We start from the raw sequence: 19,507 nt of genomic DNA, 5'->3' as shown, positions 1-19,507 counted from the left end.
TATTTTACGAATCGGGAGAAGCATGGATTCCTTGCAGCTTAACCTGCGCCACCTCCGCGCGCTCCATTCGATCGTCCGCCTCGGCAGCATCAGCGCAGCGGCGCTCGATATCCACCTCACGCAGCCCGCCATCACGCAAGGGATCGCCCGGCTCGAAGCCGCGATCGGCACGCCGCTCTTCGATCGCCGCGCCAACGGGATGGAACCCCGCGCGTCCGCCATCATCCTGTCCGATCGAATCGAAACGGCGCTGAAGCTGGTCAACAACCGGCGCGTGACTAGCACGCAAATGCGCGCTTTTAATTATCTTGCGCGGACCGGAAGCTACACTGCCGCAGCCGCCGCCAGCGGCGTCAGCCAGGCCTCGCTTCACCGGTCGGTTTCGGATCTGTCGCTCGCTTATGGCTTTGCGCTCGTCGAACGCCGGGGTCGCGGCCTTGGTCTGACGTCGAAGGGGCGCGAAGTCGCGCGGCGCTTTTCGCTGGCGCGCGCCGAACTGGATGCGGGCCTCGACGAAATCGCGACGCTCGGCGGACAGGAAACGGGGCATATCGCGCTCGGCGCCATGCCGCTGGCGCGGGCGCTGGTCCTGCCGCGCGTCATGGCAAAATATCACGAAATCCATCCCCACGTCCGCTTCGTAGTGATGGAGGGGTCGCATACCGAACTCATCGGCCCGCTGCGCGACGGCGAACTCAGCCTCATCATCGGCGCGCTGCGAGGCGGTTCGGCCGGCCCCGACCTCATCGAAAAGCCGCTGTTCGTCGATGAGCCGATCGTCATCGCAAGCGCCGACCATCCGCTCACCGGGCGTTCAGCGTCGATCGAGGACCTCGCGCGCTATCCTTGGGTCATGCCTGGAACCCATGCCCCCTTGCGGACAAGCTGGGAGCAATGGTTCATCGACGCCGGACAGCCGATCCCGACGGTTCCAATCGAATGCGGCTCGGTCATCATCATCCGGCAATTGCTGATGGACGGTAATTTCCTGACGCTTTTGTCGCGCAACCAGGTGAATCTGGAGCTCGACGCCGGCCGTCTTGCCCATATAGATGCCCGCCTGAGCATTCGCCGATCGATCGGCATGACCTGCCGTGCCGAGTGGAATCCGACCAAGCTCCAGCGCGCCTTCATCGACCTTCTGGAGCAGCAGGTCGAGACGATCGATTCGTAATATCCTATAGCTGCCGTCGTCATTGAATTCGCAAGGCCATCGGTCCCTGCGCTAATCCGGGCGGATGTTGAAAACAGCATTCATCGGATATGGAGAGGCCGGCGCCGCTTTCGCGGGTGCCGCGGGCTGGGCAGGCTCTGCACAAGCATTCGATATCAAGTTCGACGATCCGGCACAGGCCGCCGACGTGCAGGCGCGATGCCGGAGCGACGGGGTAGCCGCGGCTCGCGGTCTTTCCGAATTGCTGAAAGACACCGATGTCGTGATAAGCGTCGTGACGGCCGATCAAGCGGTCCGCGCGGCGCAGGCGGCGAGTGAGGTGATCGGCGCGGGACGATATTATCTGGACTTCAACTCGGTCGCACCCGCCACCAAGCGCGAGGCAGCCGAGGCGATCGATGCGGTGGGCAGCCACTATATCGACGTCGCCGTCATGGCGCCGGTGCGCGGAAGCAGGCTTTCGACTCCCCTGCTCGCGGCCGGCCCCGAGGCCGAGCGCGGGCGCGAAATTCTGTCTCAGCTCGGCTTTCAACAGGTCCGCACGGTCGGCGCGCAAGTCGGCGACGCCTCGGCGATCAAGATGCTTCGCTCGATCGTGATCAAGGGCATCGAAGCGTTGACGGTCCAATGCCTGCTTGCCGCGGATCGCATCAATGTCGTCGAGGAGGTGCTGACCGCGCTCGGATCCGAGTGGGTCGCGCGAATCGGCTATAATCTGGAGAGGGTCGTCGTTCATGGCGAACGCCGCGCCGCCGAACTCGACGAGGTCGCGCTGATGCTCGGCTCGCTCGGCCTTCCCACCGAAATGGTGCGGGCGGCTGCGGCGGTCCATCGCAGTCTTCAGAAACCGGGAATCCTGTCGAGCGAACTACAGGACCGCTTTTTGACGTCCGAGGTCAGACAGGCTCTGTCATGACGCTGATCATCGACTGCCACGGTCATTACACGACCGCCCCCGACGCCCATGACATCTGGCGCCGCGCACAGCTTGCCGCCGCGGCCGAAGGAAGCGCTGCGCCACCTTATCCGACGATTTCGGATGACGAGATCCGCAATTCGATCGAGCGAAACCAGCTCCGCCTGATCGAAGAACGCGGTATCGATATGACGCTGTTCAGCCCGCGCGCTTCGACGATGGCGCCGCATCTCGGCGACATCGGAACAAGCAGAGACTGGGCCGCGCGCAGCAACGAACTGATTGCGCGGGTTTGCGACCTTTTCCCGCACCGCTTTACGGGAGTGTGCATGCTGCCGCAGGCGCCGGGCGCCGGGCTGGGCGAAGCAATTTCCGAATTAGAACGCTGCGTCACCGAACTCGGCTTCGTCGGCTGCAATCTCAATCCGGATCCGGGCGGCGGCGCGTTCGACCATCCGCCGCTCACCGACCGTTTCTGGTATCCGCTCTACGAGAAACTGTGCGAGCTCGACGTCCCGGCGATGGTGCATGTGTCGGGCAGCTGCAATCCGGCAATGCATGCAACGGGCGCCTATTATATCGCCGCCGACACGATCGCCTTCATGCAGCTTCTCGAGGGCGATCTGTTTGCCGACTTCCCTTCGTTGCGGCTTATCATCCCGCACGGCGGCGGCGCCGTTCCCTATCATTGGGGACGGTACCGAGGTCTGGCCGACATGCTCGGAAAGCCGAGCCTGTCGTCGCACCTCATGAAAAATATCTTCTTCGACACCTGCGTCTATCACCAGCCCGGGATCAACCTGCTGGGCGAGGTTGTGGACACGGCCAACATCCTGTTCGGATCGGAAATGATCGGCGCGGTTCGTGGCGTCGACAGCCAGACCGGACGCTATTTCGATGACACGCGCCGCTATATCGAAAATTCGTCGCTGACCCCGCATCAGAAACAGGATATTTTCGAAAATAACGCTCGGCGCGTCTTTCCTCGACTGGACCAAAAACTCGACATCAGCCCGATGGTGCTCGACACGCACAATCCCGGCCGCTTGAACGGAGCATCGGCAAACCGACCCTGACTGGAAACCAATGCGATTGCTCGGCGGTCGGCAACCGCCGGTCGCCGACGTTCTGGCGCGGATGTGGTTACTCGAACGATCCTCATCCGGATGTTGCGCGATATCGGCAAGACGGTATTTTTGGTGCCGTTTAAGGCTTAGCGACTTCGAGTACCTGCTTGCCGAAATTGGCGCCGACGAAAATGCGCATCAACGCCTCGGGCCCATTTTCCAAGCCCACAGTGACATCGATTTTCGAGCTTATTTTGCCCTCGCGCAACCAACGCAACAGGCGGGCTCGGGCGATCGGGAACTCCGCCGCGTAGGTCCCCGCGATGAAGCCCGACATGGTGCCATGTTGCGGAATCAGGCTGAAATAATTCGCGGGCCCGGTCGGCGAAGCGCTTTCATAGCGGGAGATTCCTCCGCATAAAACCACGCGGCCGCCATAGGCGAGCCTACCAAGGACCTGATTGAGCTGCTCGCCGCCGACATTGTCGAACATCAGGTCTACACCCGCCGGAGCAAGACGGTCTAGTGCCTCGCCGACATCCACGAGGGTAGCCCGCCATATCGCACGAGGATCGAAAACAAATCACTATACGTCCACCTATTTCGGGCGCGCCATTTTTGTCGAACGTACCACACGCACCTCCATCAAACCGGCAGCAGGCCCGACATTATGCCGCGCAAATGCCCGTTTGCGGACCGGAAGCGTTTGGGGACGAAACCAAAAGAAGCGGACCTTTCTTGCGTCTAAGCCGCAATCACGTTTCCTTCGAATTGCGGATCTCCGGCCGCTTACGATGGCTTGCTTCAGCAGCCGCTCAAGCGGCAGGCAGCGCAAGAGTCGCCACCACACAGTCTGTCATGACTAAAAAGTTCTCGTGATCCCGACGGTCAGCTGTCCATAGTCATAAGCGCCGGTGTTCTGCGGAATGTTATTATAGAGCGCCGCAGCCTTGAAATGCCAGTTACTGCCGACTGCCGGGCTAGTGACTTCGGCAGCGGCATAATAGGAAGCCCGCCAGTCGCTGACGGCATCCCGCTGTGCCCCAACCCCGCCTGCCACCATATAGCGCCAGCCGCCACTATATCGGCGAAGCTGAAGAACAGGCAGCGCCTGCACGTACCAGCGCGGTGAATAATAGTCATATTCGCGCGGCTGGGTGCTGTGGAAATAACGCGTCCGAAGCTGCGCACTCAGGCCCCATTCGGACTTGAGAACATGGACATAATTCGCTCGGGCATGGAGGCGGACATTCTTGCCCGTAAATTCCTGTGCTCCCGCCATCACAGTAAAGCTGTTTCGATCGTCGATGGGAAGATCGAGGGCCGCGCCCAAAAAGGTATAATAGATACCGTCCCTCACGCCGCGCGGTGTTTCGACGATATCGCGCTCGATGAAGACCTCCTTGCGGTACTTTGCCTCGTCGTGGATCGCCGCGGAACCGATTATGGTATCGCCGTCGGTGCCGATCTGCGCGTTCCATTTCCAGTCGGCAGAGCCGTTGGCATATCGCAGAAACACCCGTTCTCTTTCGGCTGTCTCAAGACCCAGGGGACGATACCAAGCCTTCTCGACCCGTACGCCAAGATAGTCATCGGGACCCTTGTAAACGGGATCAAGATTGATGCCCGCGCGAATGACATCCGTGTGGTCGGCATCGGTCGACGCGAAGATGTCAACGCCGACGGCGCTTCGCGGCGACGACGCGGCTTCGTCATCTTGTGCAACGGCCGGAGCTGCCGACAGACTGCCGAGCGCGGCAAAGAGCGTGATGGCGGTGTACTTCATTTCGTATCCCAATTTTTCTTCATGCCGATGATCTCGGCGATATAACCCCACACACAAACCGGCTGCATCAGCAGGCTATAGACCAGCGCATAGAACAGGAATCCCATCGGGTTTCGCCGCACGATCAGGTTCTCGTTGCGATACACGTCGCGCTGGATGCGAAAGATCACGACGTTCCAGAGCGCCGCCAAGGGCAACACCGCCAGTGTCAACGGCCCGGCAATATAGAAATAGCCGAAACAGGCGAGCACGATGCCGGGAATGAAGATAAAACTGTAGACGAGATCCAACGGCAGGAAGGCGACGTTCCACCAGATGAACAGCGTCGCCATGCGGCGTTTGAAGAGCAGCCGCCAATGCGCCTTGAAAGCCTCCATAAGGCCGCGCGACCAGCGTTTACGCTGCAGCGCGAACTGCCGGATGCGCTCGGGCACATTGGTAAAGGCCAGCGCGCTGTCGGCATAACCGATGCGGTAGTCGCGTTCGAGCAGAGCCCAGGAGACGACGATGTCCTCGCCGACGCACTCGGGCCAGCCGCCAACTTCTTCGAGGGCGTCGCGCCGGTACAGCGAGAAGGCGCCCTGCGCGACGAGGGTTCCGTGGTACATGCCCTGCATACGCTTGACCGACGCGATGCCGTGAAAATAGTCCCACTCCTGCGCTCGGGTCAGCAAGTTCGCTCGCGAGTTGCGAACCATTACGGCGCCGGCGACGGCCACCGTATTGTCGGGATCCGACAGATAGCGGCTGACAATCTGCGTCAGGGCATTGGTCCGAACCCAGCAGTCGCCGTCAATCGTCACAACCAGATCATGTGAAGCAGCTTTCAGACCGTCGTTCAGAACGGCCGATTTTCCGCGGTTTACCTGAAAATCATGCAAGGTGAATTTTGCTGTGGCCGGTAGCGTGAGTGACGCCAGATACTCGCGAACGATCTTCGCGGTGTCATCGGATGATCCGTCATTGAGAATGAAGACCTCGAACGGTCCCTGATAATCCTGTCGTGAGAGGCTCGTCAGCGTATCGCGGATACCCGCCGCTTCATTGTAGGCTGCGACAAGAACGGTCACGCCCGGCATCTCCCGCTTTGGTGACACATGCGCCGTCGGCCGGCGATCGAGCGACAGGGTTGCGATCAGAAAGGCATTCATAAAGCCCGGAACATAGGCAATGAAGATGATCGCAATCAGGGCGAACGGCCAATTGGTGACTTGGGCAAGGTCAACCAGCCAACGCTGCGATAACCACACACTAAGCGCCGTCCAGGCTATCGCGATCGTCAGAGCGAGAAGGAACTTGCCGCGCACGCCCAGATATAGGCGGCGCCATTGTTCTTCCTTAGCAGGCGTGTCGATCATAACTTATTCATCCACGGCGCCCCCGGGCGGTGCCGTGTTTATCCAAAAGTTATTTCCAACACCTTAGTGTCTCTACATCAACGCACTTGGCTCGCCCAAAAGGGCCGCGCATGGAATGCACGTCATGAAAGCGCCGTGAACGGAATGACTTGATTATATTCGCCACATAAAGTGACATATGGCTGTGTACCGTAATTCGAATTACTCACACGAACGCCGGATGCAATGCAGTCAGCGCTATGTGGCACGGAAACCCTCTGGCGTCATGATCAACGATAGCCAATCACTGCCCTCCAGCAGGGCGCTTCGGACAATACTCCCGACCGCCAGTGGCCGATCGCCGCCCAGAGGGTGGTGGCAGGGCTTGTATCGAACTTATATGTTATGTGTTGAAATAAAACTATTTTTATCTTGAATGACAATTCCTACCCCCACACTCACCCCCACATTTATGCCGATCTAACGCTTGTTCGATTTACAAAAAATAGGCCGGGTCTGCTTTTGCGCAAGCGATGTTCGGTCCAGGTAAGGCCAATCTAAGGCAGAAAATTCCACCTGCAAATTCTCCCATCTCATTTGGCCAGAGCAGGCCGCTCCATTTCGGTGGAGGCATCCGCATCACTGTTCGTGTCAATGCCAATTCGGAGATAAAAGCTTTCAGCGGAACAGCTCTATCCGATTTTCATGTCTAGCGTCGGCCGCGCAATTGCCGCCATCCAAGGTCTTCAATAACCACCACACCGCTCGGACTCGTGGACGGGAGTTCCGGCGCTGCCAAAAGCGCTTGCCCTTTGTGCCCGCTCAATCGCATCATACGGCTATTTGCCGGGATCATTGAGCAGGGTGCTGGCCACCAGATGTTGCCCCGACATGTGGACGACGGTATTTTCTGGTGCCGACTAACCGCGACGCGCGTCCAGATCTGACCTACGGCTTCGCAACTTCGAGTGCCTGCTTGCCGAAATTGGCGCCGACGAAAATGCGCATCAACGCTTCGGGACCGTTTTCCAAACCTACGGTGACATCGATTTTCGAGTGTATTCTGCCTTCGCGCAACCAACGCAACAGGCGGGCACGAGCGACCGGGAATTCCGCCGCATAGGTCCCCGCGATGAAGCCCGACATGGTTCCATGTTGAGGAACCAGACTGAAATAATTGGCGGGCCCGGTCGGCGAAGCGCTTTCATAGCGGGAAATTCCTCCGCATAAAACGACGCGGCCACCATAGGCCAGCCTGCCAAGGACCTGATTGAGCTGGTCGCCGCCGACATTGTCGAACATCAGATCGACACCCTCCGGCGCAAGACGGTCAAGCGCCTCCCCGACATCCTCCGTCTTATAGTCGATCGCCGCATCGATCCCGAGCTCGCCCACCAGCCAGCCACATTTTTCAGGTCCGCCGGCGACGCCGATGACCCGACAGCCAGCCAGCTTCAATATCTGGCAGGCGGCAGCGCCCACGGCGCCTGCTGCGCTGGTGACGACAGCAAGATCGCCGGGAAAGGGACGGCCGATCTTCTCGAGACCGAAATAGGCGGTGAAGCCGGAAATTCCCGCGACCCCAAGGTGCGCGGTCAACCATTCGTCCCGGTCGATCTTCTCGAGCGTGTGCCCTGGAGCGATCAGATAATCCTGCCAGCGCATCGGTCCGACCACGAAGTCGCCGGGCTGGAGCCGCGGCGAGTTGGATTCCACGACTTCGCCGACGCCGAAGGAAAATATCGGTTCGCCGATCTCGGAAATGGCGCGTTTGCCCTTGCTTTCCATCCAGCCCTTGATGGCGGGTTCGAAGCCCAGATAGCAGACGCGAACCACGACCTGTCCCTCGGCGAGCGCCGGAAGCGGCGCCTCCTCGAAACGGAAGTCGCTTTCCTGCAGCGGACGGCCGATCGGCCGTCCCGCGACAACCCAGCGCTTGCTCATACGGCTCATACATGGCTCCTAGAATAAAAACTTGGCGATGATGGTCTTTTGTATCTCGGTGCTGCCGCCATAAATCGTCTGCGCCCGATCGAAGAAATAGTCGCTCGCCGCCCGAAGCGCGAACGGCGGATAGCCGGCAAAGGGCGCGGCCCAGTCCGCGGCGTTGCGGTCGGTAATGAAAGGGATGCCGAACGCCCCCGCCGCGTCGAGATAGAGCTCGCTTATATCCTGCGCCAATTCGGTCGCGCGCACCTTGATCACCGAGCTTTGCAGGCCGGGCGCAGCCCCGCTCTCGAGCGGTAACAGCGCGCGCAGCGCCATATATTCGAGCGCGAGAAGGTCGATCTCCAGTTCGGCGACGCGGTGCGTCAACACCGGATCGTTGCCGCCGGCTCCTTCGGCCAGCCAATGTTTCAACCGCTGAAGCTTCTGCTGCTTCCCGGCAACATGCGCATAGGATGTTCGCTCATGCTGGAGCAGATATTTGGCATAGGTCCAGCCCTGGCCTTCCTCTCCGATCAGATTCTCTGCCGGCACTCGCACATTGTCGAAATGGACGCTGTGCAGATGGCTGCCCCCGTCAATCGACGATATCGGCCGCACCTCGATGCCCGCCGTCGCCAGGTCGATGCACAGAAAGCTTATCCCGTGAGATTTCCTGCCCTCATCTGACGTTCGCACAAGGCAGAATATCCAGTCGGCATGCGACGCATGGCTCGTCCAGATCTTAGTCCCGGTGACGAAATAGGCGTCGCCGTCCCGCACCGCCCGCGTCGACAGGGCGGTCAAGTCCGACCCAGCTTCCGGTTCCGAATAGCCCTGCGCCCAAAAGGTCCGGGAGCTGAGGATGTCGGGAAGCCAGCGAGCCTTCTGCGCTTCGCTGCCGAAGGTAAATATCACCGGCGCGACGTAGAGAAGTCCCATCGGCAGGAGCTCCGGCGCCCCGGCCCGCTCCATTTCTTCCTCGAATATAAACCGCTCGATCGCCGACCAGCCAGTACCGCCATGGGCCTTAGGCCAGTTTGCGGCCAGCCAGCCGCGCCGGGCAAGAGCCTGCTCGAGCTGCACATAATCGGCCTTGGTCAGGCTTTGCCCTTGCTGCGCTTTCGCAATCAGCGAGGACGGGAACTCATCGCGAAAAAAGGCGCGCACATCGTCCCTGAACTGCACGAGGTCGGCGGATAGAAGGTCGGACATGCGAGTGGCCGCCGCTCAGCCCTGGAAATCGAAGGCAGGTAGCCCTCCGGCAAGTCCCGCCACGGCGAACAGGCCGCCCGCGAGCGGATAGTGCGCTTTCTGTTCCTCGGTCATCGAGACGAGCGACGTCGCGATAAACAGCGTCGAACCATCATCGCCGCCGAAGGCGCAAGTCGTGACATTGGGGGACGGAACCGACACGGTGGCATAGACCGACCCATCGGGATTGTAGGCGGTCACGCCGGCCCCGCCAAACTGGGCGACCCACACCCGCCCGGACGCATCGACCGTCATTCCGTCGGGCATGCCCTGATCGTCGCGTAGCACGACGAACACCCGCCGCTCGCCAAGGGCGCCCGAGACGGTATCGAGGTCGAACTGATAGATCGTCCGCTTGAGGGAATCGGTATGGTAGAGGATCTTGCCGTCGGGCGAGAAAGCCGGGCCATTGGTACAAAAATAGCCGCTGTCCATCTTGTGGAGGCTGTGGTCGGGGTCGAGGCGATAAAGCGCGCCGACATCGGCCCTGCACTCCCGGTCGAGCGTCCCGGCCCACAAGCGGCCGCGCATGTCGACCTTTGCGTCATTGAAGCGGCTTTCCGGAAGATCGGGTTCGGGGAAGGCAATTTCCTTCACCTCGCCCGTCGCGATATCCACGGCGCAAAGACGATTGTCGATACCCGCGATCAGACCACCTTCGGCCCGCCGCGCAATGAAACCGATCGTGCCGTCGTACTGGAAGACGGTGCGGCCGCCTTCCCGCTCGTCATAACGCAGGATCCTGCCGCCGAGGCCGTCAACATAATAGAGGGCGCGCTCGGCCCCGACCCAGATCGCACCCTCGCCGAGTTCGGTTCGGGCTTCCCATACGCATTGTGCTGTCAGTTCCACGATCGCCCCTCTCAAAGCTTCACTAGATCGCCGCGACTTCGAGGCCGCCGTCGATGTTGAGGATCGCCCCCGTGATATGCTTCGCCGCGTCCGAGGCAAGAAACACCGCCGCCCCGCCGGTATCGAAGGGTTCGCCATGCTGGCCGTTCAGCGGAACCTTGCGGCGCGTGCTGTTGAGAGCCTTTTCCTTCTCCTCGGCGTCGGCTGTCCGGGACGCCAGACCATGATGGAGCGATGCCGTCTCGACGAAGCCGATGCGCAGGCAGTTCACGCGGATATTATCGCGGCCATACGCCATGGCACACACGCGGGTCATGGCCTCGACGGCCGCCTTGCCGGCGGTGTAGCCGGTATTGGGACGGCGGACAAAGCGAACCGCGAACAGCGACGACACGTTGAGAATGACGCCTCCGCCCTGCGCCCGCATCACCGGCGCGGCGCAGCGAATTCCCAGATAGGCGCTCGTTAAATTCTGCGCGATCTCGCGATTCCAGTCGTCGAATGCGATCTCGTCGGGCAGCCCCCAGCTTCCGCCGACGCCGACATTATTCTGAATGATATCGAGGCGGCCATATTCGGAAACGGCCCGGTCAACGGCAGCCTGGACATCCGCTTCGACGGTGGCGTCGGCCTGCACGGCGACAGCGCGGCCACCCTCGTCGGTGATCAGCTTCGCGGTCGCCTCGGCACGGTCGAGAAAGCGATCGGCGCAGACGACGGCCGCGCCGGCGCGCGCGAACGAGAGCGCACAAGCGTTCCCGTTGCTGATCCCGTCGCCCAGCGAGCCGGCACCGACCACCAGAGCGATTTTGTTGTCCAGACTTCCCACAAAATTTCCTTTTCGAAGATCTACCGGTAGATTTATACATCCTACCGGTAGGTAGTCAATATAGGCCGCATAAATCCCTGCGGCTCGCAGAACGCTGGCTAGACGAGGTCGGGATTGCCGCCGGTCCAGCCGATCTCCCGCTCCCAGGCTGCGTTCGCGATGGACTGCTGGAGTTCGCGCGCGCCCGGCATCAAATGCGTGCTGGCGGTGGCACGTCCGTCGCCGAACTGCATATAGTCGCGGCCCGCGTCGCTATAGGATTTCCATTCGGGACCGCGCGGCGAACTGGGAACGCCGTCGCGCGCAAAAGACGTCCAGAAGTCCGACATCAGCTCCGACATCGCCCGCTCCTTTTCGCCGATCGGTCCGAAAGGAATATTCGGCGCGTAACAGGCCCCGTCGTCGATGTGGCCGAAAGCGTAGCCGATCTCGGCAGAGTGGAATGCGCCCAGGTCCGCCTCGCGATCGGGCGGCGCCGGAAGCCTGGTCTCCGCACCGGGCGCGCGGTGGCCAAAATGATAAAGATAGGCGTGCGACGAGACGTGACGCATCGAGTGGCACCATTGCTCCGCTGCATAACCGAACAGAGCATAGTCAAACGCCTTTAACGTCGAGCGCAGCGGGTCGCTGTCGGGATAGACGGCCGCCACCGTGTCGGCGAGCTCGCCATAGGTTGTCGCCAGCTGCGCGCGGTATGCCGCGGCATCGGGCGCGATGAGCGGAACCTGACCAAAATTTGCCATGCTGTTGCATTCGTCGGTATTGAATCCGGCGAGGACCGGTATGTCCGCCTGCTCTCCCCGGTCGAATATATCGGGGTTGAAGTCGGGCAGGATCCACCCGTCGACAGCCATCAAGAAGCCGGCGCCGTCGAGGTGCGCGATATGTTCGAAGGCCTTGTTGACGAGATCGCGGGCGGGAATGGCGCGCAGGTCCGCCAGAGACCTGGCACCGACCGCCGACGCAAAAGCTGCCCCCAATTCCTCGGCGCCGGGGCGGCCACCGGGCGCGCCGCGCAGGCGGCGAGTGCGGTAGAACATGCCGCCGCTCTGACCGATCGCACGGTGGATCAGCCCTTTCGAAAGCGGTGAGCCCATGACCAGGCTGACGAGGAATGCTCCCGAGGACTCGCCTGCCAGAGTGACGCAGTCGGGATCGCCGCCGAAGCTCGCGATATTCTCGCGGACCCACCGCAAGGCCTGGATGATGTCGGCGACGGCATAATTGCCCGAGGATCCATGCGGCGATTCCGCGGTGAGTTCGGGATGCGCGAAGAGCCCCAATATCCCGAGCCGGTAATTGATCGTAACCACGACCACATCTTTCGCCGCCAGCGCGCACCCGTCGTAGAGATGATGCGATCCCGAACCGCTGACGAAGGAACCGCCGTGGATCCAGACGATGACGGGCCGGCGCCCCGTGTCCCCGGCGGTTTCTTCGTCAGCCGGCGTCCAGACATTGAGATAGAGACAGTCCTCGCTCTCTGGCAGCAACGGGCCTTGATACCATAAGGCGTCGGCCGGCATCATCGCCGGCGGCTGGATGCAGTCTGGAGGATAGTGGAGCGCTGCACGCACGCCCGGCCAAGGCGCCGCGGGCGCCGGCGGCCGCCACCGCGCCGCGCCGGTTGGCGGCGCGGCATAGGGGATCGCCTTGAACACGCCGATCCGGCGGTCACCGTGTCGCCGCGTGATCCCGAGCAAGGCCCCTTGCGGCGTCTGGAGAAGATGCGGCCTATCGTCGGCCGCGAGCGCGTCTGCCGCAAGGAATTTTGCGTCCCACGGGTTCATGCTGTTGCTCGCGCCGACACGAGTTCAGCCCATCCTCGCTTCGAGCGCCTTGCGCGCTTTCTCGGGCAGCGCGTCGAGCGGAATATCCACCGCATTGGTTAACAGAAAGCCCGGATCCGCAGGCATGTCGAAAAGGTTCATATTATGGCTGTGGCATAGCTGATGATAGGCAAAGGACACCTGCATCGCATTGACCCGGCCTTGATGATCCTGGGCCGCGTTCACCGACTCTTTCGCGAGCTTCAGCGCGAACAGCGGCTTCTCGGCGATCTTTTTCGCCATCGCGAGCGTGAACTCGGCCAGCTCTTCGGGAGGGACGACATGATTGACCATGCCATAGCCCTTCGCTTCCTCGGCGGTGACCCAATCGCCGGTGAAGAGCATTTCCTTCGCCTTGCGAATGCCGAACTCCCACGGATGATTGAAGAACTCGACGCCGTTCACGCCCATCTTCAGCGTATTGTCCTGGAAGCGCGCGCCGGTTTCGGCGACGATGATGTCGCACGGCCACATCAACATAAGGCCGCCGGCTACTACCTTGCCCTGGACTTCTGCGATCGTCGGCTTGGGCATATTCCGCCACCGTTCGGAAAAGCCGATATAGAGCTCCTTTTCGATCGCCATGCGCGATTCCGCGCCCGCGCATCCGAAACCGCACCAGGTCCCGACCGTGTCTCGCTCGGCGAGGACCTTGAGCTGCGCTTCGGGCCGCTGACGCAGATCGTGGCCCGACGAAAAATGCGGACCATTGGCCGCGAGGATGACCACCTTCACATCATCATCCTGCGCGACGCGGTCGAACGCCTCGTTCAACTCGTACAGCAGCGTCGCGTCCTGCGCATTGCGCGTGTCGGGACGGTTGAGGATGATCCGCGCGACGTGATCGGCGGGATGTTCGAGAAGAATGTTTTTCCACTGCTGATCCGTTGACATCATGCACCTGTTTTCTGTCCGAAGGTTGACGATATTTGGTCTATGGATGCGTCAGGGCCGGCACCGCCCCGGTCAGGGGACGCCGCTCCCACGAGGAGAAGGCTTCACCCTTGCCCAGCATGTCGATGCGTTCCTGGCGGAGCGCCATGCGGCGCGCCTTTCCGGAATCATCGCGCAGCGGCGTGCTCGTCAGTTCGATCGATTCCGGGACCTTGTAGCTCGCGAGCCTATCCTTCGCGAACTCCACTAGCGCGATCGCCTCGACCTTTGCGCCTGCGCGCGTTTCGACGATGGCATGAACGCGGCTGCCGAACTCGTCATCGGGCAGACCGACCGCGATGGCGCAGACGATGTCGGGATGCGCATCGAGCACATTCTCTATCTCGAGCGGGTAGACGTTCACGCCGCCGCGAACGATCAGGTCGGCTCGGCGATCGGCGATGAAAAGATAGCCGTCGTCATCGACCCATCCGAGGTCGCCAAGCGAGTCCAACCCGTTCTCGCTGCGCTGAGGCTCGGCACCGACATAATGATAGGTCCGCTCGCCCGGCGCCGGCGACGAGAAATAAATCTCGCCGATCTCGCCCGGGGCGGCCACGGTTCCATCCGCACGAAGGATCTGCAGGCCACCATAATGCGCGCGCCCCACCGAGCCCGGCTTGGCGAGCCATTCGCTGCCGGTGATCATCGTGGCGCCCAGACCTTCGGTGCCGCCATACATCTCGAAGATGCGCTCGGCGCCCAGCCAGTCGATCCAAGCCTGCTTCAGCCAAGGCGCGATCGCGGCCGCCGAATGCCACACGGCTTGCAGGCTGCTGAGGTCATATTGCGCCCGCACCTCGGGCGAGAGCCCCCAGATCCGGTGCATCATCGTGGGGACGATGCTGATCCACTGCACGCCGTGAGCGGCGATGAGCCGCAACATTTCCTCGGGATCGAAACGCGGCATTCCCACGATATGGGCGCCGACGAACAACCCGCCGTGCATGCTGCCGAAAGGGGCGTTATGATAGAGCGGCCCGGGAGCCATTACGACGCCGTCGGCCGGCATGCTGAGCATCGTCTGCTGGGGATCATATTCCGCTTTGCGATGATCGACGATCAACTTGGGGCGCCCCGTCGATCCGCCGCTGCCCAGGATTTTCCAATATTTGCTGACCTTGGCGGGCAGCGGACGATCGTCATAATCGTCCGCCGATTCCAGATAGCTAAGGGTTCGGGAGTCTCCCTCGCCCTGCTCGACGGTCACAACCAGACGCGGGTCGGCGAGCGCGATGATGTCCGCGCGCTCCTGCGCCGCCAGGCGCGGGGAGATGACATTGGGCGTCGCGCCGAGCTTCCACAGGGCAAAACTATATTCGAAGAAGCGGATATCATTGGGCAGCACCATGGTGACCCAATCGCCTTCCCCCACGCCGCGATCCGCCAGGAAGCGCGCGCGGCGGTTGGCGCGCCGTTCGAGCTCCCACCAGGTAACGTCACCATCGGCGAACGACGCTGCAATACTATTCTCCGGCTTTCGCTCGGCATGGTAGCGAAGCAAGTCACCGGCCGGCAGCACTGCCATCTCAGGATCCTGTCGAAGCGCCGTCGGCCGGCCAGATAATCGTGCTGATCGAAATGGCCGGTGCTTCGACAGGAAGAAGTTCCCCGCCCCAGGCGACGTTGACCTTCGCCTTTTCGGCGCGGCTGTTCATCACCTGGACGACGATCTTGCCGTCGGGCCGCTTGAACGACAGGACGCGCAGCCCCTGCGCGCTACCCGTGGTGGTTAGCCGCACCGAGCCGGGCCGCACATATTTGGCGAAGTGCGAGAGATAATAATACAGACCCGTATAATGAGCCTTTTTTTCTTTCCGGTTGATCACGATGACCGGTTGCTGGACATTATTATCCTTATACTGATGCACCGGTGACACGAACTCCGGGCCGCCTTCCTCGTCGAGGATCAGGTTGAAATAGCTCCATGCCGACGCACCGGCTTCGAGTTCGTTCGCGATTTCGTGACCCCAGAAATCTCCGTCTTCGAAATCGAGGCGCGGTATTTCCATGTCTCCCAGCTTGGCCGCCATGATCGAATCGCGGTGATAGCAATGCTCGGTCATCCAGATTTCGATGTCGGGATAGCGGGCGTGCAAGTCGGCGATCTTGCGCAGTCCGTCCAGCTTGGCTTCCGGGCCCCAAAGATAGTCGTAGGAATGATAGGTCATGCCCGAGATATATTGGCGGGTCTCCGGGTTATCGAGAAGCACAGGGTACACCTTGTGTGCCCAGTAGCGAAAAGGAGCATCGGCAATCTGCAGCTTCGTCGTGATGCCTTCTTTCCTGAACAGTGGGCCGACATGGTTGCGGATGATGTCACCGATCTCAGAATAGCTGATCTTGGTGTAGAACCCCGGTTCGTTGAACAGGCTGAGATGGGTGATATCGATCCCCTGCTCCCGATAGGCCTGGATATATTTCAGATAATAGCGCGACAGCGGTTCGTAATAATGCGGATCGAGAATCATGCCCTTCTCGAACCGTTGATCGAGCATCATCCAGTTCGGCGGATAGTCGAGCCGCGAGTGCAAGGCGAAGCGGCCATATTTCTGCGCGCGCTTGATATAGGTGGCGAGACCGAAGGGCTTGAGGTCGCGCTCGATCGTAAAACTGTCAAGCGCGACATCGCCCTCCTTGTCGGCATAGGTGTAATAGGGCCCGGCCGACATAAGATCGGTCGAACCCATATAGGTGACCATGGCCGAGAACCCGGCGCCTTTCTCGGGATCGAACACCGATTGAAGCACGGCCTCCTGCTCGGCCGGCTTGAGATCCGACAGCAGGATCATGCCCGCTTCCTGGAAGCTGGCACCAAAGCCGAGAATTTTCTGCAGCGGCTTGGAATCATCGACGGTGAAGACCGGCGCGTCGCCAGCCGTGTCAGCCACGAACGGGAGGTCGGCCTTCCTTGAAAGACGGTCGCCTTCGGACGAACTGACGATCACTTCCGCCGTCGGCTCGGCCCAGACGGGCGAACCGATTACACCGGCCGCGAGCAGGGCGAGACCCCCGACCGCGCCCCGCCACCGCGTAAAGGCGACAATTCGTGACTTGGTGTTATTGATCATTCCGAGCTTCCTATTTCATTGTCACTTTGGGATCGCGGGTGCGAACTATTCTGCCGAGCAACCCCTTGCAGCCGTCAAAATGTCATGTTGACGCCAACACCATATGACCGTGGCTCCGATGAAGAGCCAAGGGTATTGAAGAGGATATTGGAGTCCGTCGAACCGACGAAATATTTTTCGTCGGTAATGTTGCGCACGAATGCGCGCACCGACCAATTGCCGTGATTGGGCTTATAGGTCGCAAACAGGTTGCCGAGCATATAACCGTTCTCCGCGGTATCGGCCGTGTTGAATGCCGTGAAATGCACCCCGCTGTTGTAATAGATTTCGCCGCGGACCGTGAGTTCGTCCGCGTTGCCCACCGGAAAATTTATTTCCGCACCGGCCCCAAGCGTCAGCTTTGCCGACATCGGCAACCGGTTGCCGTTGAGATCGACGACCGCATCGGTGAACGGATCTGTGTTCAGAAATTCGGCATTATATTTGGCCCGCGGAATCCACCCCATATTGAGGTCGAGCTTGAAGCGAGGGCTCACGCGCCAGTTGACCTCGGCTTCGAGGCCGTCGACCACGGCAGAATCGGCGTTGGTGATCACCGGCAGGGGGAAAACGGACGGAAGAATGACGTAGACCTGCATCTGGCTATAGTCATAGTGGAAGGCCGAGAGACGAAGATCGACACCGTCGATCAGCGAATTGACCTTGTAGCCGATCTCGTAGGCGTTGACCGTTTCCTGCTCGAAGGATTGGCCGCATGACGCGGGATTGAAGCCGCCCGCCTTGAAACCCTGCTGGAACTGACCATAGACATTGCCGCGGCCGAGTTCATATTTCGCGCCCGCCTTGAAGGTCGTCTTGCTCCATTTGTCGGAGCCGCTTCCGGTCGGCGACGAAAATCCTTCGCAGACCCCAATGACGGCCGGGGGATTTCCGGGCAGCACGAACGCGAATTCGAAGTCCGCATCGCGCTTGTCCTTGGCCCAGCGGGCACCGCCGAACAATTGCAACGCTTCGGTCGCATTATAGGTGAGATCGCCATAGACCGCATAGGATTTGGTGAGCTGGTCGCGGTGGTTGATCGTCGTCGTTCCGTTGGGAAAGGGCGAACCGCTGACGACGACGGCGCCTTGCTGACTATTCGAGAACACATAGTCGCGCTGCCAATATTGCCGCTCGCGCCCGTAATAAGCCCCCAGAACATAGCCGAGCTTGCCGACATCGCCGGTCAGGTTGAATTCCTGCTGGAACACCTTCGAGTCGTCGATGCTATCGCCTGTGCAGGTCTCGATCTGCGTCGCATCGCAGTCAGTACCCCGAAGATCATTCTCGACGCGAAAATAGGACGTCTTTGAACTGAGTGCGTGACCTTCTGCGACGTCGACCTTCGCGCCGAGGACAACGCCGCGACTTTCTTGGATCGACCGTCCAGCGGAATTGTAGCGCACCCGACGCGGGTCGAGCGACAACACGGTCGTCGAGTAGATATCATCGGGGCCGAAAACGGCTTGATTCTCGTCGATCGCACGCTGCCCGACCGGCAGGCGGGGTGCCGAAATCTCGGTCACATTCTGATTGCGCTTGTAGTAGACGCCCGAAAGGTCGAGTTCGACCCCAGCGGTCGGGTTGATAGCGAGCGCGCCGCGGACGCCCTTCTCGCGATATTCGCCGAGGCGCTCGCCGGTCCCAAGGTCCTTCGCCCATCCCTTCCCGCGCCCGCCGGCGAGGCCGGAGATGCGGAAGCCCACGACGCTGTCGAGCAGTGGTCCGCTCACGGATCCCCGCAGCTGATAGGTGTCATAGTTGGCGTATGACGCGTCGACCGTTCCGGTCAGTTCGTCTTCGACCTTGGCCGACCTGAAGTTCAGCGCGCCACCGGTCGCGTTGCGTCCGTACAGCGTCCCCTGCGGCCCGCGCAGGACTTCGACGCTGCCCACATCCATGAACAGGACTTTGAGCGGAGCGGCAGCGGGGAGATACACGCCATCGTAGAACATCGCCACCGGCGTTTCGAGACCGCCCGACGTTGACGTGAGCGCGATCCCGCGTATCGATGCCTGCGACACGCCGATCTGTTCGCTGAACGTGAGGCCGGGCACCTTCTGGCCAAGGCTCGACAGGTCCGTGATCTGTTGATCGCGCAGGGAGTCGGCGTCGATGGCAGTAATCGAGGCCGGTGCTTCCACCAAGGCGGTATTGCGGCGCAGCGCGGTGACAATGATCGTGCCATCGTCGGCTTCGGCCGCCGCGGGCTTGCTGTCCTGGGCAAAGGCCGGCGCCGCCGGGAGCATCGAAAGGCACAATGCGGTCGCCGACAAGGCCGCGAACCGGCCCTTCTGGCGTCGTGAAATCATCATCTGAAACTCCCCTCCATGGTCCCGAACCACAATATCCGTTGGTCCAAATGGCAGCGTTCTTGTCCGACTGCTCGAAAGTTGTTATACCGACCGGTAAATAGGATGTCAACAATCCCGGCGGCGGCGTGCGGACCTGATTTGGCGGAATGGTTCGTGTGGAATTGGCCGCTCAATCGAAG

15 protein-coding genes are annotated in these 19,507 nt (G+C 61.0%); 3 read left to right on the top strand and 12 right to left on the bottom strand.

The genetic code is table 11. From position 1 onward, the window contains the following. The first annotated feature begins 22 nt into the window (after positions 1–22). From VSX77_RS12500 to VSX77_RS12490, 3 genes are all read left to right on the top strand, one after another. Positions 23–1,174, top strand: coding sequence for a LysR family transcriptional regulator (locus tag VSX77_RS12500; RefSeq protein WP_338424937.1), 1,152 nt, complete (start codon positions 23–25; stop codon positions 1,172–1,174). A gap of 64 nt (positions 1,175–1,238) precedes the next feature. Further along, on the top strand, positions 1,239–2,090 hold the full coding sequence (locus VSX77_RS12495) for an NAD(P)-dependent oxidoreductase (RefSeq protein WP_338424936.1): 852 nt from the start codon (positions 1,239–1,241) through the stop codon (positions 2,088–2,090). Next, on the top strand, positions 2,087–3,166 hold the full coding sequence (locus tag VSX77_RS12490) for an amidohydrolase family protein (RefSeq protein WP_338424935.1): 1,080 nt from the start codon (positions 2,087–2,089) through the stop codon (positions 3,164–3,166). Before VSX77_RS12495 ends, VSX77_RS12490 begins: the two co-directional genes overlap by 4 nt. Before the next feature lie 130 nt (positions 3,167–3,296). Here VSX77_RS12490 and VSX77_RS12485 read toward each other — a convergent pair whose 3' ends face one another. The 12 genes from VSX77_RS12485 to VSX77_RS12430 all read right to left on the bottom strand — a co-directional run bounded on the left by VSX77_RS12485 (position 3,297) and on the right by VSX77_RS12430 (position 19,328). After that, positions 3,297–3,701 carry a zinc-binding dehydrogenase gene (locus tag VSX77_RS12485; RefSeq protein WP_422397225.1) on the bottom strand — a complete coding sequence of 135 codons (405 nt, stop codon included), beginning with the start codon at positions 3,699–3,701 and terminating at the stop codon, positions 3,297–3,299. Positions 3,702–4,019: 318 nt separating this feature from the next. Next, the gene (locus tag VSX77_RS12480; RefSeq protein ID WP_338424933.1) at positions 4,020–4,943 is read right to left on the bottom strand and encodes a hypothetical protein; all 924 of its coding nucleotides are present in this window, start codon (positions 4,941–4,943) and stop codon (positions 4,020–4,022) included. Further along, complete coding sequence (locus VSX77_RS12475) at positions 4,940–6,301, bottom strand: glycosyltransferase (RefSeq protein WP_338424932.1); 1,362 nt, start codon at positions 6,299–6,301, stop codon at positions 4,940–4,942. The genes VSX77_RS12480 and VSX77_RS12475 overlap by 4 nt, the downstream gene beginning before the upstream one ends. Positions 6,302–7,228: 927 nt before the next feature. Then, positions 7,229–8,224 (bottom strand): NADP-dependent oxidoreductase, encoded by a 996-nt coding sequence (locus VSX77_RS12470; RefSeq protein WP_338427267.1) that lies wholly within the window; start codon positions 8,222–8,224, stop codon positions 7,229–7,231. A gap of 18 nt (positions 8,225–8,242) precedes the next feature. Beyond that, positions 8,243–9,421 (bottom strand): acyl-CoA dehydrogenase family protein, encoded by a 1,179-nt coding sequence (locus VSX77_RS12465; protein ID WP_338424931.1) that lies wholly within the window; start codon positions 9,419–9,421, stop codon positions 8,243–8,245. A gap of 15 nt (positions 9,422–9,436) precedes the next feature. After that, positions 9,437–10,312, bottom strand: coding sequence for an SMP-30/gluconolactonase/LRE family protein (locus tag VSX77_RS12460; RefSeq protein WP_338424930.1), 876 nt, complete (start codon positions 10,310–10,312; stop codon positions 9,437–9,439). A gap of 22 nt (positions 10,313–10,334) precedes the next feature. After that, positions 10,335–11,141, bottom strand: a complete 807-nt coding sequence (locus VSX77_RS12455; protein WP_338424929.1) for an SDR family NAD(P)-dependent oxidoreductase — start codon at positions 11,139–11,141, stop codon at positions 10,335–10,337. A gap of 98 nt (positions 11,142–11,239) precedes the next feature. Then, positions 11,240–12,931, bottom strand: coding sequence for a carboxylesterase/lipase family protein (locus VSX77_RS12450; protein WP_338424928.1), 1,692 nt, complete (start codon positions 12,929–12,931; stop codon positions 11,240–11,242). 24 nt (positions 12,932–12,955) lie between these two features. Beyond that, complete coding sequence (locus tag VSX77_RS12445) at positions 12,956–13,864, bottom strand: enoyl-CoA hydratase (protein WP_338424927.1); 909 nt, start codon at positions 13,862–13,864, stop codon at positions 12,956–12,958. A 40-nt stretch (positions 13,865–13,904) separates the two neighbouring features. Continuing rightward, positions 13,905–15,431 carry an AMP-binding protein gene (locus VSX77_RS12440; protein ID WP_338424926.1) on the bottom strand — a complete coding sequence of 509 codons (1,527 nt, stop codon included), beginning with the start codon at positions 15,429–15,431 and terminating at the stop codon, positions 13,905–13,907. Between the two features lies 1 nt (position 15,432). After that, positions 15,433–16,974, bottom strand: coding sequence for a glycoside hydrolase family 30 protein (locus VSX77_RS12435; protein WP_338424925.1), 1,542 nt, complete (start codon positions 16,972–16,974; stop codon positions 15,433–15,435). Positions 16,975–17,048: 74 nt separating this feature from the next. Beyond that, entirely contained in the window at positions 17,049–19,328 is a 2,280-nt protein-coding gene (locus VSX77_RS12430; protein WP_338424924.1) for a TonB-dependent receptor, read from the bottom strand. Between the last annotated feature and the right edge of the window lie 179 nt (positions 19,329–19,507).

It is taken from the genome of Sphingopyxis sp. TUF1, assembly GCF_036687315.1.
Classification (GTDB): domain Bacteria; phylum Pseudomonadota; class Alphaproteobacteria; order Sphingomonadales; family Sphingomonadaceae; genus Sphingopyxis; species Sphingopyxis kveilinensis.
Note: the sequence above shows the minus strand (reverse complement) of the source record. Positions and strands in the feature narration are given on the sequence as shown.

Excerpts from the sequence above, each read along its gene's own strand:
- VSX77_RS12500 (WP_338424937.1), top strand. The coding sequence starts at position 23 with ATGGATTCCTTGCAGCTTAACCTGCGCCACCTCCGCGCGCTCCATTCG.
- VSX77_RS12495 (WP_338424936.1), top strand. The coding sequence starts at position 1,239 with ATGTTGAAAACAGCATTCATCGGATATGGAGAGGCCGGCGCCGCTTTC.
- VSX77_RS12490 (WP_338424935.1), top strand. The coding sequence starts at position 2,087 with ATGACGCTGATCATCGACTGCCACGGTCATTACACGACCGCCCCCGAC.
- VSX77_RS12480 (WP_338424933.1), bottom strand. The coding sequence starts at position 4,943 with ATGAAGTACACCGCCATCACGCTCTTTGCCGCGCTCGGCAGTCTGTCG.
- VSX77_RS12475 (WP_338424932.1), bottom strand. The coding sequence starts at position 6,301 with ATGATCGACACGCCTGCTAAGGAAGAACAATGGCGCCGCCTATATCTG.
- VSX77_RS12470 (WP_338427267.1), bottom strand. The coding sequence starts at position 8,224 with ATGAGCAAGCGCTGGGTTGTCGCGGGACGGCCGATCGGCCGTCCGCTG.
- VSX77_RS12465 (WP_338424931.1), bottom strand. The coding sequence starts at position 9,421 with ATGTCCGACCTTCTATCCGCCGACCTCGTGCAGTTCAGGGACGATGTG.
- VSX77_RS12450 (WP_338424928.1), bottom strand. The coding sequence starts at position 12,931 with ATGAACCCGTGGGACGCAAAATTCCTTGCGGCAGACGCGCTCGCGGCC.
- VSX77_RS12445 (WP_338424927.1), bottom strand. The coding sequence starts at position 13,864 with ATGTCAACGGATCAGCAGTGGAAAAACATTCTTCTCGAACATCCCGCC.
- VSX77_RS12440 (WP_338424926.1), bottom strand. The coding sequence starts at position 15,431 with ATGGCAGTGCTGCCGGCCGGTGACTTGCTTCGCTACCATGCCGAGCGA.
- VSX77_RS12435 (WP_338424925.1), bottom strand. The coding sequence starts at position 16,974 with ATGATCAATAACACCAAGTCACGAATTGTCGCCTTTACGCGGTGGCGG.
- VSX77_RS12430 (WP_338424924.1), bottom strand. The coding sequence starts at position 19,328 with ATGATGATTTCACGACGCCAGAAGGGCCGGTTCGCGGCCTTGTCGGCG.